General features: G+C 67.6%; 15 protein-coding genes and 2 pseudogenes. 11 read left to right on the top strand and 6 right to left on the bottom strand.

Annotated features, from left to right (window positions below):
* The first annotated feature begins 102 nt into the window (after positions 1–102).
* The 3 genes from ACWPOB_RS01840 to ACWPOB_RS01830 all read left to right on the top strand — a co-directional run bounded on the left by ACWPOB_RS01840 (position 103) and on the right by ACWPOB_RS01830 (position 2,870).
* On the top strand, positions 103–1,425 hold the full coding sequence (locus ACWPOB_RS01840) for an MFS transporter (RefSeq protein WP_455399722.1): 1,323 nt from the start codon (positions 103–105) through the stop codon (positions 1,423–1,425).
* 84 nt (positions 1,426–1,509) lie between these two features.
* Entirely contained in the window at positions 1,510–2,322 is an 813-nt protein-coding gene (locus ACWPOB_RS01835; RefSeq protein WP_455399721.1) for an SDR family NAD(P)-dependent oxidoreductase, read from the top strand.
* 137 nt (positions 2,323–2,459) lie between these two features.
* Positions 2,460–2,870 (top strand): RidA family protein, encoded by a 411-nt coding sequence (locus ACWPOB_RS01830; RefSeq protein WP_100055441.1) that lies wholly within the window; start codon positions 2,460–2,462, stop codon positions 2,868–2,870.
* 246 nt (positions 2,871–3,116) lie between these two features.
* On the opposite strand, the pseudogene ACWPOB_RS01825 reads toward ACWPOB_RS01830, so the two are convergent.
* Positions 3,117–3,327: pseudogene (locus ACWPOB_RS01825) on the bottom strand (helix-turn-helix domain-containing protein).
* A gap of 134 nt (positions 3,328–3,461) precedes the next feature.
* On the opposite strand from ACWPOB_RS01825, the gene map reads away from it, so the two are divergent.
* Positions 3,462–4,250 carry a type I methionyl aminopeptidase gene (gene map, locus ACWPOB_RS01820; RefSeq protein ID WP_455399720.1) on the top strand — a complete coding sequence of 263 codons (789 nt, stop codon included), beginning with the start codon at positions 3,462–3,464 and terminating at the stop codon, positions 4,248–4,250.
* Positions 4,251–4,313: 63 nt separating this feature from the next.
* Positions 4,314–4,749, top strand: a pseudogene (locus tag ACWPOB_RS01815) (IS1380 family transposase); the annotation flags it as partial.
* 203 nt (positions 4,750–4,952) lie between these two features.
* On the opposite strand, the gene ACWPOB_RS01810 reads toward ACWPOB_RS01815, so the two are convergent.
* Both ACWPOB_RS01810 and ACWPOB_RS01805 read right to left on the bottom strand, forming a co-directional pair.
* On the bottom strand, positions 4,953–5,099 hold the full coding sequence (locus ACWPOB_RS01810) for a hypothetical protein (RefSeq protein ID WP_455399719.1): 147 nt from the start codon (positions 5,097–5,099) through the stop codon (positions 4,953–4,955).
* 110 nt (positions 5,100–5,209) lie between these two features.
* A complete protein-coding gene (locus ACWPOB_RS01805; RefSeq protein WP_455399897.1) occupies positions 5,210–6,091 on the bottom strand; it encodes a LysR substrate-binding domain-containing protein in 882 nt (293 codons plus the stop codon).
* A 37-nt stretch (positions 6,092–6,128) separates the two neighbouring features.
* On the opposite strand from ACWPOB_RS01805, the gene ACWPOB_RS01800 reads away from it, so the two are divergent.
* Both ACWPOB_RS01800 and ACWPOB_RS01795 read left to right on the top strand, forming a co-directional pair.
* Positions 6,129–7,094: an EamA family transporter gene (locus ACWPOB_RS01800; protein ID WP_455399718.1), complete on the top strand. Its 966-nt coding sequence runs from the start codon at positions 6,129–6,131 to the stop codon at positions 7,092–7,094.
* On the top strand, positions 7,091–7,771 hold the full coding sequence (locus ACWPOB_RS01795; protein WP_455399717.1) for an NAD(P)-dependent oxidoreductase: 681 nt from the start codon (positions 7,091–7,093) through the stop codon (positions 7,769–7,771). The genes ACWPOB_RS01800 and ACWPOB_RS01795 overlap by 4 nt, the downstream gene beginning before the upstream one ends.
* A gap of 34 nt (positions 7,772–7,805) precedes the next feature.
* Here the strand turns inward: ACWPOB_RS01795 and ACWPOB_RS01790 are convergent, their stop codons facing one another.
* Complete coding sequence (locus ACWPOB_RS01790; protein WP_455399716.1) at positions 7,806–8,285, bottom strand: hypothetical protein; 480 nt, start codon at positions 8,283–8,285, stop codon at positions 7,806–7,808.
* A 329-nt stretch (positions 8,286–8,614) separates the two neighbouring features.
* On the opposite strand from ACWPOB_RS01790, the gene ACWPOB_RS01785 reads away from it, so the two are divergent.
* Complete coding sequence (locus tag ACWPOB_RS01785) at positions 8,615–9,847, top strand: MalY/PatB family protein (RefSeq protein WP_455399715.1); 1,233 nt, start codon at positions 8,615–8,617, stop codon at positions 9,845–9,847.
* Here ACWPOB_RS01785 and ACWPOB_RS01780 read toward each other — a convergent pair.
* Positions 9,818–11,953 carry an NAD(+) synthase gene (locus ACWPOB_RS01780; RefSeq protein WP_455399714.1) on the bottom strand — a complete coding sequence of 712 codons (2,136 nt, stop codon included), beginning with the start codon at positions 11,951–11,953 and terminating at the stop codon, positions 9,818–9,820. The two genes, ACWPOB_RS01785 and ACWPOB_RS01780, sit on opposite strands and share 30 nt — an antisense overlap.
* A 202-nt stretch (positions 11,954–12,155) precedes the next feature.
* Here ACWPOB_RS01780 and ACWPOB_RS01775 point away from each other — a divergent pair, with 202 nt between their 5' ends.
* Positions 12,156–12,860: an ANTAR domain-containing protein gene (locus ACWPOB_RS01775; RefSeq protein ID WP_455399713.1), complete on the top strand. Its 705-nt coding sequence runs from the start codon at positions 12,156–12,158 to the stop codon at positions 12,858–12,860.
* Positions 12,861–12,865: 5 nt separating this feature from the next.
* Here the strand turns inward: ACWPOB_RS01775 and ACWPOB_RS01770 are convergent, their stop codons facing one another.
* The gene (locus tag ACWPOB_RS01770; protein WP_100055446.1) at positions 12,866–13,612 is read right to left on the bottom strand and encodes a Mut7-C RNAse domain-containing protein; all 747 of its coding nucleotides are present in this window, start codon (positions 13,610–13,612) and stop codon (positions 12,866–12,868) included.
* Positions 13,613–13,725: 113 nt separating this feature from the next.
* On the opposite strand from ACWPOB_RS01770, the gene ACWPOB_RS01765 reads away from it, so the two are divergent.
* Together ACWPOB_RS01765 and ahpC are read left to right on the top strand one after the other, a co-directional pair.
* Positions 13,726–14,802, top strand: coding sequence for an alkene reductase (locus tag ACWPOB_RS01765; RefSeq protein WP_100055447.1), 1,077 nt, complete (start codon positions 13,726–13,728; stop codon positions 14,800–14,802).
* Between the two features lie 197 nt (positions 14,803–14,999).
* Positions 15,000–15,563, top strand: a complete 564-nt coding sequence (ahpC, locus tag ACWPOB_RS01760) for an alkyl hydroperoxide reductase subunit C (protein WP_050034622.1) — start codon at positions 15,000–15,002, stop codon at positions 15,561–15,563.
* The last annotated feature ends 56 nt before the right edge of the window (positions 15,564–15,619 follow it).

The following is a 15,619-nucleotide window of genomic DNA, read 5'->3' as shown; positions in this document are numbered from 1 at the left end:
CGCCTTTGTGTCGCGCGACGAGCTTGCCGACCATGCCGATGGGGGCTTCGTCGGTACGTGCACCGAAAGATATAGACAAATCACAACCGAGACGAGTCGTCAATGGAGAATTCAACTCTGACCGTGCCCTCGAAGGAGGCCGGCGCCACAACGCAGGTACGTCGACGCTCGCTTATCGCGAGCAGTGTCGGCAACCTCCTGGAATGGTTCGACTGGACCATCTACGCGGTGTTTTCGCCGTTCATCGCGAACGCTCTTTTCGACCCCTCCGACCCGACGTCGGCTCTCCTCAGCACGCTCGCAGTTTTCGCTGTGGGCTTCGCGTTCCGCCCGCTGGGCGGAATTCTGTTCGGCACCCTCGCAGACCGAGTTGGTCGTCGTACGACGATGATCACGACGATGCTGTTGATGGCGGCGGGAAGCCTGCTGATTGCCGTCACACCGAGCTACGCCGCCATCGGCGGACTTGCCTCGCTGATCCTCGTAGTGGCCCGCCTCATGCAGGGTCTTGCGCACGGCGGAGAGACGGCCGCCTCCTACGCATACGTATCCGAGATCGCCCCTCCCCGGCACCGCGGACTCTGGTCGAGCGCTGTGTTCCTATCTGTCTCCGTCGGCACTCTGTGTGCCACTGCTCTAGGAGCTGGAATCTCCGCAGCGCTGCCCGCCGCGGACGCCGACCGGTGGGGGTGGCGCATCCCGTTCTTCCTCGGCGCCGGCCTCGCCGTGTTCGCCTTGTTCCTTCGCCGCGGGATGATGGAGAGCGAAGTATACGAGGAACAAATCGCCGGGGCCGAGGACGGGACCACGGCCACCGAGACCCCGAAGCTACCCCGCCGGACCCTCGTCCTCCGCGGACTCAAACTGATGCTGTACGAGGGCGGCACCAATGTCGTCTACTACACGTGGACATCGTTCGCCGCCGTTTTCGCGATCACGTATCACGACATGAACGCCGCAAGCGCGTTCTTGGCGAGCGTTTTTGCGCAACTCATCTACATTGCCGCCATCCCGATCGGCGGGTTCCTGGCCGACAAATGGGGGCGCAAACCGGTCACCCTCCTCTTCTATGGCGCGTTCATCATCGGCATCTTTCCACTCATGGGCATGATCACCGACGAACCGTGGACCCTCTTCGTCGCCCAGTCGATCGCCTTGGTCTTCATCGCCCTCGTCGCAGGATCAAAGCCCGCGGTCCTATCCGAACTACTGCCCACGCGGTACCGCACCCGGATGCTCGGCTTCGCACTATCGCTTGCGGTTGCGATTTTCGGTGGAACGGCCCCGTACCTGAACCAATGGCTCTACGGCGAGGAGATTGGCTGGGCGTTCAACGTGTACATCATCGTGCTCTGCCTCATCGGCATGGCCGTTGTCTCAACCTGGAGGGAGACCAAAGGAGTTCCGTTGCAAGACATCGTGTGAGCACCGGGAACCAATGCCGAGGCTCCTACGTCACACCGGACCGACTCGGCCAGATCGATCAATGAACCTGAGGAGATTTCGACAATGACGGACAACCTGCCCTTACGTGGGAAGGTCGCGCTGGTCACCGGGGCGGCACGTGGAATTGGCCGCGCCTACGCACTCAGGCTCGCGAAACGCGGGGCTGACGTCGCAGTGGTGGACTTCGATCTGCACTCGTACAAGGACTACCAACTCGAGGCAGCATCGATGCGCGGAGACACGGTGGTCGATGAGATTCGCGAAATCGGGATGCGCGCACTAGGTTTCCAGGCGGACGTCACCGATGCGACGACCTTGAACGAGGCAGTTCAACAGATCGTGGGTGAATGGGGCCGACTCGATATCGCGATCTGCAACGCGGGCGGTGGTGTCGGATCGCCTGAGGAGACGCGCGCATCCATTGTCGAGAAGGATCTCGTCGACGTCGTCCTCGCGCGCAACCTCACCGGCACGATCCACACCTGCCAAGCCGTCGCCGTACCGATGAAGGAGCAGCGATCAGGCAAGATCGTCACCGTCGGCAGCCAGGCGGGCCATCGGATCGAAGACAACGGAGGTTATGCCCACTACGGCGCCGCGAAGGCTGCGGTCGCCAAGTACACCCAGTATCTGGCGCGCGATCTGGGCCCGTTCGGAGTCACAGTGAATTGCGTTGCTCCTGGATACATCTCGACCGGACGGCTCGCTCCAATACTGAGCGCAATGGGAGACGCACAGCTCCTCGATGATGTTCCGCTTGGCCGATACGGTACGCCGGAGGACTGCGCTGGAGTCATCGAGTTCCTCTCGAGCGACCTCAGCGACTACGTCACCGGCGCGATCATCCCGGTCGACGGAGGACTGACATATTCGTAGCCACAGCCCCGCGACCGGTCCCCGTACACATACATATCCATGGGCTGTTATGAACCGTCAGAGAAGTTAATTCCTCGGGTACGCACCCCACAGGGACGTAGCGAACGTCCCGGCGTCTCATCCACCAAGGAGTACAAATGTCCATCAATCTCGTGAATCCGGAAGGACTGCCGGAGGTCGATCTATACCGGCAGTTGTCGATAGCCACCGGATCGAAGCTGATCTTCATGGCAGGCCAAGTCTCGGTCGATGTCGACGGTGCCATCGTGGGCGTCGGAGATCTCACCACTCAGGCTGAACAGTGCTATCTCAACGTCGCCACCGCCCTGGCCGCAGCCGGGGCATCCTTCGACGACGTCGTGAAACTGACCGTTTACCTCGTCGACTGGGCCCCCGACAAGATGGGTCAGTTCGTGGAAGGCGTTACCCGGGCATCCGCAAAGCTAGGAATTGCTACTCCACTGCCTCCGCTCACGGGCATTGGTGTCGCAGCACTCGCCGAACCCGAACTCCTCATAGAGGTCGAGGCCACCGCAGTGATCAACTGAACCCACGGAATTGGGCCATGACCCCGGCCCGCGGGACTCATCGGCCACCTGCCGATGAGTCCCGCGGCGAACGTCGGCACGAACGACGGTCTTCCGCGCCGACAGCGGCAAATGTCGTGGCGTGATACCTGTGTGCATCTCGCTGATGCACGCTTCAGGCGTCGCTTCGAGACCGCCGAGGCAATGGCGTAATCGACAATCGCAATCCAGGCCGTGCTCCGCGCACGGCTTCAGTGCAAGTCTGCGTCAGCCGCTCTCCTGGAGGTCAGCGCGAGCAAGGCAGATATGCGCAAGGTCGTCGAGGGGCACTGTGAGGGCGCTGGCCGATGCTGCAATGGTCGTAAATGCCGGAGTCGGCATCCGGCCGGTCTCGATTCTGCGCAGAGTCTCCGGTGCGATCGCCGCCTCCTGGGCCACCTCGGCGATCGCCTCGAACTTGGCGCAGGTATGCACCCAGGCGCTGACCGGCCGCGAGTTGGGCGGGAGACGCAACAGGTCACCGACCTACTCGAAAGCGGTATGAAAATACCGGCCAATCAACTATGGTGGTATTTTAATACCGGCCATCAGGCCGGGTGGAGAGGAATTGCTGTGCTGGAACTGAAGACACCTCGAGAGATCGAAGCGATGCGCGTCACCGGCGCGTTCATCGCCGAGCTGCTCGACGACCTCGCCTACCGGGCCCAGCCAGGGGCGAACCTACTCGACCTCGAACACCGTGCCCGCCAGCTGATCGCCGAACGCGGTGCCCAATCGTGCTACTGGGATTACGCGCCGTCATTCGGGCGAGGTCCGTTCCGCAACGTCATCTGCCTGTCGGTCAACGACGCTGTGCTGCATGGGCTGCCGCATGACTATGAGCTGCGTGACGCGGACCTGCTGAGCATGGATATCGCGGTGTCGATCGAGGGGTGGGTCGCCGATTCGGCGCGGAGTTTGATCGTCGGTGCCCCGCGAGCCGAGGACGAGCGCCTCATCGAAGCCACCGAACGTGCCTTGGCGGCAGGGATTGCCGCAGCGCTGCCCGGCAACCGCTTGGGCGACATCTCCGCTGCGATCGGCGCCGTGGCCGCCGACTATGGGTACTCGGTCAACGCCGAGTTCGGTGGCCACGGAATCGGGCGCACCATGCACGAAGACCCACACGTCCCCAACATGGGACGTGCGGGACGCGGTCTCGAGCTGCAGCCCGGATTGACCCTTGCACTCGAACCCTGGTTCGCCCGCAGCACCGACAAGATCATCTACGACGATGATGGGTGGACCATCCGCTCAGCCGACGGATCTCGTACCGCTCACAGCGAACACACCATCGCCATCACCGACGGCGCGCCCGTCGTGCTGACGTGTTCGGAGCACGTCGCGGCATCCGCACCGTAGTCCGGCACTTCCGAAAACCCGGCCCGGCCGTATCAGCATTGCGTCGATTCGAGAGGCTCGTCCGTGCAGCTGTCGACAACTCGTCCGGTGACCGATGCGTCCTTCGACGACTCGAATCCGGTCTCGTGTGCTGGACTGATCCCGTTGGTGACGCCGCCCAGGATGCCGGGTTACGGACCCTGGGCGATGACCCTCTTTCCGTGGCCACGGATACGGGCGCGAACGCGGGCCGCTAGGTGACCTCGCTGGTCGCGGGCATGATCGCCGGCGCTGACAGCATCGATGACATGGCGCTGCTGCGGCACGGGGGATCGGCAAGGGGTTCGACCGACCCTATGCGCCCTCGACATCGGGTTCGTTCCTGCGGGCGTTCACCTTCGGGAACATCCGCCAACTCGACGCTGTCGCCACCCAGCAGGCCGCACCTGCGATCGTCGCCCAACGCCTCCGCAAACGCTCCCGTGGATCGCCCTGCGTTGCCGCACGCCTGGTCATGGACCGAACTGTTCACCCGAGTCTGCGGACCACCAAATCAGATAGACACCTGACAACCCGGCCAGAGACGGGGCGACCGAAACAAACCCAGTGGACACTCCGACACCCAGGTCGGAAGTTCATTCATATCTGCATGTCGGATCCGCCACCGTATGCCGAATCAGCCTTCAATCACGGTGAGTCGGTGGATCGAGGCTTGCTGGATCATCATTTGCCGACACGCTGAGCCGCCAGGAAGCGCCGTCTCGGCGTCGGGTCGATCGCGAAACGCTCGGCGTAGCGTTCGTGAACTTCCTCCCACTCTCCCACGGCATCGACCTCAGTCACCTCGTCCTGCAGAACAGGTGTGGTCATCGCTCCTGACGCAGTTACAGAATCGAGGCTGTATGGCAGAGCAATGTGGGGCGCGGCGTGAGGCGCCGCACCGCGTGGCAATGGTCGCATCGGAATAGGTTGGAATTCAGTTAATTCGATGCCATTTGAGCGTGCAATGCGTCCAGGAATGCCACCGCGGCGGGCGCGGGGTTGAAGTCGCTCCAGGCGAGATATTCGACTCGGGTCGGCCCGTCGCTGACGGGCACCTTGACCAGGTTCGGGTTCGAGGGGACGAATGCGGGGGGCAGGAGCGCGACGGCGAGGCGCTGTTTCACGAGGTCGAGGATCAGATCGGTAGACATCGATTCGAAGGTCACCTCGCGCCGGAGTTCGGCAGCATCGAAGGCCAGGTCGCTCTGGGCGCGCCCCTGAGTCCCGGCAGGAAAATCCGCGAAGGTCTCATCTGCCAGATCGCGCAGGCGCAGACGGCGCCGCCCCGACAGTCGATGATCAGCGGCGAGTACGGCAACGAGACGTTCGCGGGCCAACTCGATGGACCGGACACGGTGTGGGGTGGTCGCGTCAGGCAGGCCCAGCACGGCGATGTCGACGTCGCCCGCGCGGATCGCGGTCATGAGTTCGTCGCTGCCGCCGTTTCGAAGCGCGATGCTCACCGCCGGGTGAGCGCGGTGGAACTCGCCCAGCGCAGCGGGAATGTCGATGGCGGTCACGGTGGGGATAACACCGATCGTCAACGGGCCACGAATCTGCCCTACGGTCGCGGCCGCGTCGGCGGCGGCACGCTCGGCGGCCTCCAGACTCGCCCGCGCCGCGGGCAGGAACGCCGCCCCGGCATCAGTGAGCTCGACCCGACGGCTGGTCCGGGCGAACAGCGGTACGCCCAGCTCTCGTTCGAGCGCCTTGATCTGGTGACTGAGCGCCGACTGGACGACAAAGCACTGCTCGGCCGCTCGGGTGAAATTCTTCTTCTCGGCCACGGCGAGCACGTACCGCAGTTGCTGCAACTCCATCCATCTATCGTGCATCGCGATCGTTGTGATGAAAAGCATGTGTTGGACTCATCAACCGGCCGGGCACGACAGTGGTGGGGTGACTACGACGACCACTTCTCCGCCCACGTCGCCCGGCCCGGTGACGAATCGTGCGGCGCTCACCGCGGCGACCGCCGTGGCCCCGGCGGTGTGGGGCACGACCTACCTCGTCACCACCGAACTGCTACCGCCTGACCACCCCCTGTTCGCCGCGCTCATGCGCGCTCTGCCCGCAGGCGTACTCGGCCTCCTGCTCTCCCGCACGCTTCCGCGCGGGGCCTGGTGGTGGAAGGCCGCGGTGCTGGGCGCCTTGAACATCGGCCTGTTCTTCCCGCTGCTGTTCCTCGCCGCGGAACGACTGCCCGGCGGAGTGGCCGCCACTCTCGGGGCGACCCAGCCGATCATCGTCGCCGTCCTCGCCGTGATCGTTCTGTCCGAACGCCTCTCGCGCTGGCGCCTGAGCTGGGGCGTCATCGGCGTGATCGGGGTGGGGCTGGTGGTGCTGGGCCCCGGAGCGTTGTTCGACCCCGTCGGCATCATCGCCGGTCTGGCCGGTGCCGCTGCGATGGGACTCGGCGTCGTTCTCACCAAACGGTGGGGCCGGCCCGAGGAAGTCAGCGCGATCGGCTTCGCAGGTTGGCAACTCACCGCCGGCGGCCTGATGCTGCTGGCCCCGACGCTGCTGCTCGAGGGGATTCCCAGCCGAATCGGCGCCCCCGCCGTGGCGGGCTACCTCTGGCTCGGCATCGTCGGGGGGCTTCTCGCCTATTCCCTCTGGTTCAACGGCCTACGCACCCTGCCGGTCACCGCGACGGCTCTGCTCGGGCTGCTCTCCCCACTCGTGGCCGCCGTCCTCGGCGTCTTCGTGGCAGGCGAAACCCTCAGCGCACTCCAACTTGTCGGCTTCGCGCTCGCCCTCGCAGCGCTGGGCGCCGGACAGGTCATCCCTCCTCCCCGTACGAGGAAAGGACTTCCGTCGTGAACATCACCGTCATCGGCGCCACCGGCATGGTCGGCTCGCGCCTCGTCACCGAAGCCGCCGCCCGCGGGCACCGCGTCACCGCCGCCGCCCGGCACCCCGGCACGCACCCGGACCCCGCCGTCACTCCCCTCGCCGTCGATGCCGGCGCACCGGGGCAACTCGATGCCGCACTCGCCGACGCCCACGCCGCGATCCTCGCCGTCCGTGCCGCTCCCGGCCAGGAGCAGACGATCGCACCGCTGACCACCGCGGTTCTGGACGCGGCAGGCCGGGCCGGGGCCCGTCTACTCGTCATCGGCGGGGCCGGGCCCTTACGCTCACCTCACAAGGGCGACGTGTTGGTCATCGACGATCCGAACTATGTGCCGACCGAATGGCGAGCGATCGCCGACGCCAGCGCCACCCAACTCCGCACCTGCGCCCAGCACCCGAACCACCGCTGGACCTACCTCAGCCCGCCCGCGATCCTCGAACCCGGAACCCGCACCGGCACGTACCGTCGGGGAACCACCACCCTGCTCACCGAGCCGGACGGCACCTCACGCATCACCGCCGAGGACCTCGCCGTGGCCGCCCTGGACGAAATCGAGCGCCCCGGCACCGACCGGCACTTCACCGTTGCGCAGATCTCCACTGTTCACACCGCCACATCAACGTCAGTGGTCAGGAGGGGCTGACAGCCCCGATAACGGCGCGCGCACCCTTCAACCGTCATCGGCGGTGCCGGCGCGCCGCCGACGAGTCCGCCCAGTGCTCCCACGCCGACTGACGCGTCATCCCCACCAGCTCCCCCACCTGCGCCCACGAGGCACCCTCGGCGCGCAGGCGCCGTACCCCCTCGTCCACCACTTCGGTCAAGGCCTGCTGTTCGGCCGCCAACCGGTCGAGCTGCTCGAGCGCATCGAGCACTGCCGCCTTCGCCGACACCCGATAGATGTGCCGCACCCACTGCTCCTCGAGCTTTTCCCGCGTCAGGCGCCCCGGACGCAACGCCTCGCCCGAACCGACCCGCACCGCCGTGCTGCCCAGCCAGTCACAATGCAGACACTTCGCCCGCCACGCGCACGCCCCCACCGCAGCCCCGCCGACGATCGGCACCGGCCGCCCCGCCTCGTCCTCGATCCGGATCGTGCCGACATACGGCCCCTCCCCGGGTACCAGCAACTCCCACTCCGGCAACCGCCTCGCCATGTCGTCAGGCTCCACCCACCACGCAGGCGTCGTCAACCACACCCCTTGCCAGGTGCAGCGCGACGGGGACACAGGCCCGCCCGGTCCAGTGGTCGGGTGGCAGCAGCCGGCACGGCAGGCAGGCGCTTTCGCGCTTCGATCGACCACTCGCGGAGTCAACGGCAGCTGCGGCCGAGGGCGGATCGGATTTCGGGTTCGCTTCCGTCCGGTACGCGGCACGGGCACACTCACTGCATGGACTGCTCGGCCACCCGACAAGGAGCGACGCCGTCCGGATGTGGAGCGCCGCGGTCGGCGCCCCGGGGGGACCCCCGTTCCGGGGCCGTCCGATGACCGGATTGCCACCCGCGTCGGCAGCCCGGCATCCCGGATTCGACGATATCGAGGTCGGCGATCTCGTCCGTCGCACCGGCGTCAAGTGGGCACGTGCCGTCCGCGCGGGCGCCCTGCCGGCCTGGGTGGCCGACATGGACTTCCCGATCGCCCCCGAGATCCGGGACGCGCTGTGCGAGTCGGCCCGGTCGGGAGAACTCGGCTACCCCGATTGGCTCGGCGGTACCCCGCTGCGTGCGGAGTTCGCCCGGCGGATGCAGTCCCGATACGGATGGACGATCGACCCCGCCGACGTCCGGGAGCAGACCGATCTCATCCAGGCCCTGCAACTGATCCTGCACCTGCACACCGAGCGCGGCGACGCCGTCGTGATTCAGACTCCGAACTACCCGCCGTTCCTGGCCACCATCGCGGCCATGGGCCGCAGGACGGTCGAATTCCCGTTCGCCGACACACAGGACGGGTGGCGGCTCGACTTCGATGCGCTCAGGGCGTCGCTCGCCGCCACGCGCCCGAAAGTGCTCGTCCTGGTCGATCCGCACAACCCGACCGGACGCGTCCACACCCGTTCCGAACTCACCCGCATTGCCGAACTGGCCGTCGAGTTCGACCTTCTCGTGATCAGCGACGAGATTCATGCGGAGCTGATCTACGCGCCGCACCGGCACATCCCGTTCGCGTCGATCAGTCCGGACGCGGCAGCTCGGACGATCACCATCACGTCGGCCGGAAAGGCGTTCAACATCGCCGGACTGCGCTGCGCCGTCGCGCACTACGGGTCGAAGCAGTTGCTCGCCGTGCGGGACGGCGAACCGCCCGACCTGTACGGAACCGTCTCGACCCCGGCGGTGCTCGGCACACTGGCCGCATGGCAACGCTGCCAGAGCTGGCAGGACACGCTGCTCCGAGTGCTCGACCGCAACCGGCGACGTGTCGACACGGTCCTGCGCGAGCACTTGCCGGAAGCCCGCCACCATCTGCCGGAAGCCACCTACCTCAGCTGGGTCGATGTCTCGGCCGCACCCGTCGACGATCCGATCCGCCGGATCCGGGACCTCGGCCGGGTGCTGGTCGACGGCGGCACACCCTTCGGAAGCGCGGCAGCGGGATTCGTGCGGATCAACTTCGCCACGTCGGCGGCTGTCCTCGAGCACATCCTCGACGGCATCTCGGTGGCGATGCGCGGGCGACGAGCCGTCTCACCGCTGACGGAATTCCTCGGCACCTGACCCGCCCCGGTCCTCCGGCACCTCCCGGTCGAGTTCGTCGAGCCAGATGCGCGCGGACGCGTCGGAGGGCGCACGCCAGTCCCCGCGCGGTGAGAGGGACCCACCGGCGGCGACCTTCGGCCCGTTCGGCATCGCGGACCGCTTGAACTGGCTGAAGGCGAAGAACCGCTGGACGAACACACCCAGCCACCGCCGGATATCGGGAAGGTCGTACTCGCGGCGGGCGTGCCCGGGATGGCCGGACGGCCAGTCCCCGGCACCGGCCTCGTGCCAGGCCTGCCATGCGAGGTAGGCGATCTTCGACGGCCGGAACCCGAAGCGCAGCACCTGGAACAGGAAGAAGTCGTGCAGGTCGTAGGGACCGATCGTGGCCTGGGTGCTCTGCGGCGTCTCCCCCACCTCGACGGGGACGAGCTCGGGACTGATCTCGGTGCCCAGCACGGCCTCGAGGGTGGCGCCGACCTCGTCGTCGAACTGCCCGGACGAGACGACCCAGCGGATCAGATGCTGGATGAGCGTCTTCGGCACCCCGGCGTTGACGTTGTAGTGCGACATCTGGTCCCCGACGCCGTACGTCGACCAGCCCAGCGCGATCTCCGACAGGTCGCCCGTCCCGAGCACCAGGCCGCCGCGCTGGTTCGCGGCCCGGAACAGATAGTCGGTGCGCAGCCCGGCCTGGATGTTCTCGAACGTGATGTCGTAGACCCGCTCCCCGCGCGCAAACGGGTGACCCAGGTCCTCCAGCATCACGCGCGCGGCACGGGTGATGTCGATTTCCTCGAGCGTCACCCCGAGGGAGTGGCACAGCCGGCGGGCGTTCTCCCGGGTCCGGTCGCTCGTCGCGAACCCCGGGAGGGTGAAGGCGAGCACGTCCTCGCGCGGACGGCCGAGGCGGTCCATCGCCTTGACTGCGACGATGAGCGCGTGCGTGGAGTCCAGTCCACCCGACACGCCGATCACGACCTTCGGACCGCCCCGTTTCGGACCACTCAGCGCACGCAGACGCTGCTCGAGCCCGGCGACCTGGATGTTGTACGCCTCGTAGCAGTCGTGCTCGAGCCGGGCCGGATCGGACGGCACGAAGGGGTATCGCTCCACCCGGCGCCGCAGCCCGATGTCGGTGAGCGGAGGTGCGAGGGAGAACGCGATGCGGCGGAACGCGTCGAGGCGGGCCGCGTGATGACGCCGGTTGTCGTCGAAGGTGCCCATGCGGGTGCGCTCGTTGCGCAGCAGTTCGAGGTCGACGTCGGCCACCGCGTGCTGTTCGCCGCGCGGGAACCGCTCGGTCTCGGCGAGCAGCATCCCGTTCTCGTACACCATCGCCTGCCCGTCCCAGGACAGGTCGGTGGTGGACTCCCCCGATCCCGCCGCGCAGTACACGTAGGCGGCCAGGCACCGCGACGACGCCGAACGAGCCAGCAGGTGACGGTCCTCGGCGCGGCCGACGGTGATCGGGCTGCCCGACAGGTTCGCCAGCACCGTCGCGCCGGCCAGGGCTGCCTCCGCGCTGGGCGGGATGGGGACCCACATGTCCTCGCAGATCTCCACGTGGAGCACCAGGCCGGGAACGTCGGTGGCCTCGAACAGCAGATCGGGACCGAACGGTGCTTCCTGACCGGCGACCCGGACCGTGCCGCTCGCATCGTCCCCCGGCGCGATCTGCCGGCGCTCGTAGAACTCCCGATACGTCGGCAGATACGACTTGGGGGCGACCCCCAGGACCCGGCCGCGGTGCACGACCGCGACAGCGTTGTAGATCCGGTGCCGGTGCCGCAGCGGCAGACCCACCAGCAGGACGGGCAGCAGGCCGGCCGAGCCGGCGACGATCTCCGCCAGTGCCCGCTCGGCCGCCTCCAGCACGGTGTCCTGCATCGACAGGTCCTCGACCGAGTACCCGGTCAACGTCAGCTCGGGAAACACCGCCAGTCCGACCCCGTCGTCATGGCAGACCCGGGCGGCCCGCAGCACCGCCGCCGCGTTCGCCGCCGGATCGACGATCGTCGTCGGCGTCGCGCAGGCCGCGACCCGCAGGAAGCCGTGGCGGTAGCTGGACCGGAACTCGGGTCTCGGGACGGGGACGTCCCGAGCGCCGGCTTCGTCGGTCATCGCGCTGCCTCCTTCTCCGTCGCCCGCGCCCTTGCGGCGCCCGGATCGCGTGATCGAATCCTAGGGATCCGGCCGCTCGACGCCACTCGGCGACGTCGAGCGAACCGGATCCGGGCTTTCGCGGCATTATCTCGGCGTTTCGGGGAACACTCCGGTACAGACGACGGAAACTGGGCCCGTCCGCGCGGTACAGGGGGTGGTGATGGCCTACCGGCACACGGAATTCGTCGCCGCGCTGTCGAAGTTCGCGCAGCGCCTCCTCACCCCGTACGAGGTCGACGCCGCCCTCGACGCAGTCGTCCGCAAGGTGACCACCGTGCTCGATCTGTCGGGATCGGGAGTGACTCTGCACGTCGACGGCCGGCTCCGGTTCGTCACCGCCGCCGGCGAACGGATCGAGGCGATGGAGCGGTGCCAGGAACGATTCGCCGCCGGACCGTGCGCGCACGCCTTCGCGCACGGCGAGACCATCGCCGTCCCGGATGTCCGCCGCCGCGACGATCTGTGGCCGGAATTCGCCGCCGAGGCGCGGCGGCTGGAGATCGCCGCCGTCGCCGGCGTCCCGATGCAGCTCGGCGAGGTCAAGGTCGGCGCCCTGGACCTCTACTGCCGCGCGCACCGGGAATGGGCCGACGACGAGCTCGCCGCCGCGCAGGTGTTCGCCGACATGGCCACCGGTTACATCGTCAACTCCGACAAGCTGCGCCAGCAGGAGCAGCTCTCCGCGCAGCTGCAGACCGCGCTCGACGCCCGCATCGTCGTCGAGCAGGCCAAGGGCATCACCGCCCAGGCCCGCGGCGTCACGCCGGCCGCGGCGTTCGAGCTGATCCGCGCCTACGCGCGCCGCCATCAGGCTCCGGTGCGCGCCGTCGCGCAGGCGATCGTCGAGGTCGGGTTGCGCATCTGACGGCGTCAGACCTCCGCCGCGATCTCCCGCACGAGAGCGACCAGCTTCCGGTGATGCGACCCGGCCCAGTAGATGCGGCCGCAGTCCGTGCACCGGGCGAACTCGTCGTAGAAGCGGCGGGTGAGCGGCTCGAGCTGATCGAGCACCTCGCCCTTGGGCACCGGGACGAGCCGGCCGTTGCAGCGCAGGCACCGGGTGAGCGGGGCGAACCGCGCCGCGAGATCGAGCCGGCGGACGACCTCGACGATCTGCTCGAGCGGACGGTCGGCGTGCACGAACAGCCCGTGGGTGATCTCCCGGCGCTCGAGCAGTCCCCGGTCGCGGGTCAGCAGGATCCGCTGATCCGCATGCCCGATCCGCGCCAGTTCCGCGTCGTCCATGTCGGACGTCCAGATCACGTCGAACCCCAGCAACCGGAGCAGGCGCGCCAGCCGGCCCAGGTTGACGTCGACCACGAACCGGGGGTCACGCAGGGGAACCGGGCGCAGCCGGGTGATCGGCTCGATGTCGAGCGCCTCGAACAAGGGATAGACCGCTATGCGGGCGCCCGAGTGCGGCCGGTACGCGAAATCCACCGGCTCGCCGTCGACCACGATCAGATCGACCTCGGTGTGCGGTATGCCCATCGCCTCGACGACGTCCTTGACCGTCTGATGGGCACGGAACGGCCGCCGCACCGCGATGCCCCGCGACTCGGGCGCCACGAAGTCGTTCAGCTCGGCGTACGCCCGGACCTCGACGTGGCCGGTCATCGGACCATCTTCGCGCGCAGCATGACCCGGCACAACCGTCGCGGTGGACGTGACGCCGGTCGCAGTCGCTCACGTTCGGGAATCGCGGGTACGCCAGCCCGGTTGCGCCCGACATGGATTTGTTCACACCCGTCACCCTCGGAGACCTCGAACTCGCCAATCGCGTTGTCATGGCCCCACTGACCCGGCTGCGGTCCGGCTCCTCCGGCGTCCCCGGAGACCTGGTGGTCGAGCACTACCGGCAGCGAGCGAGTGCCGGGCTGATCATCGCCGAGGGCACCTATCTGAACCACGAATCGCAGGCCTTCGTCGGCCAGCCGGGGATCGTCACCGGCGAGCAGGTCGCCGGCTGGCGGCGGGTGGCCGAGGCGGTGCACGACCGCGGCGGCCGCATCGTGCTGCAGGTGATGCACGGCGGCCGGGTCACGCACCCCGACGTGAACGGCGGCCGGCGGGTCGTCGCCCCGAGCGCGATCGCGATCGACGGTGTGGGGCACACGGAGAAGGGCAAGCAGCCGTACCCGGTGCCGCACGCGCTGACCACCGAGGAGGCGCGGGCGATCATCGGGGACTTCGTCGCCGCGGCCCGCCGGGCGATCGAGGCCGGGCTGGACGGCGTGGAGATCCACGGCGCCAACGGCTACCTGCTGCACGAATTCCTCTCCCCGGCCGCCAATCAGCGCGCCGACGAGTACGGCGGCTCGCCGGAGAACCGGGCTCGCTTCGTCGTGGAGGTGGTCACGGCGGTGGCATCGGCCGTCGGTGCCGGCCGGGTCGGGCTTCGGATCTCTCCGGAGCACAACATCCAGGACGCCTACGAAACCGACCGGGACGACGTCCTGGCCACCTACGGCACCCTGCTCGAGCAGGTGCGCCCGCTGAATCTGGCCTACCTGTCCGTGCTGCACGAGGACCCGGCCGGTGAGCTGGTGCAGGAGCTGCGCCGGCGGTTCGGCGGCAGGCTGATCGCCAACAGCGGCTTCGCGTCCCCGACCACCCGTGCGGAGGCGGTGCAGCTGATCGAGGCCGCCCATGCCGACGCCGTGGCGGTGGGCCGGGCGCTCATCGCCAATCCCGATCTGGTCGAGCGCTGGCACGGCGAGCACCCGGAGAACGAGCTGCGGCCGGCGTTGTTCTATTCGCCGGGCGCCGAGGGCTACACCGACTACCCGTTCCTGCAGGCGGGCTGAGCCTCGTGCCGCACCGGCTCCGCTCGGCAGCGGAGAGAACGACTCTCGCCGTCTTCATGGTGCGGTGACGGGCGCGACCAATCATACCGATAGATGCAGACTATCAATCGAATCGGACCGGTCGATTGGCATTATCTATCGAAAGTCGTTAGTGTTCACAACGTCAGAAACCCATATCGACCGAACAGAGGTTCAACGTGGCCCTGATCAACAAGCAGATCAAGCCCTTCTCCGCGACCGCCTACCAGGAGGGCGGCTTCGTCTCCGTGTCCGACGAGGACATCAAGGGCAAGTGGGCGATCTTCTTCTTCTACCCGGCCGACTTCACCTTCGTCTGCCCGACGGAGCTCGGCGACCTGGCCGACCACTACGAGGAGCTGCAGAAGCTCGGCGTCGAGGTCTTCTCGGTCTCCACCGACACCCACTTCACGCACAAGGCGTGGCACGACTCGTCCGAGACCATCGGCAAGATCAAGTACGCCATGATCGGCGACCCGACCCTGCAGATCAGCACCAACTTCGAGGTGCTGCGTGAGAACGAGGGCCTGGCCGACCGCGGCACCTTCCTCGTCGACCCGGACGGCATCATCCAGTTCACCGAGGTCACCGCGGAGGGCATCGGCCGCAACGCCGCCGAACTCGTCCGCAAGGTCAAGGCCGCCCAGTACGTCCGGTCGCACCCGGGCGAGGTCTGCCCGGCCAAGTGGGAAGAGGGCGACGACACCCTCGCCCCGTCGCTGGACCTCGTAGGCAAGATCTGACGCACCCGGATTCGACACCCCGGTAGTGCGGCGGGGGGGGGGGGGGGGGGGGGGAA

The sequence above is a fragment of the Rhodococcus sp. 2H158 genome (assembly GCF_053764755.1).
Note: the sequence above shows the minus strand (reverse complement) of the source record. Positions and strands in the feature narration are given on the sequence as shown.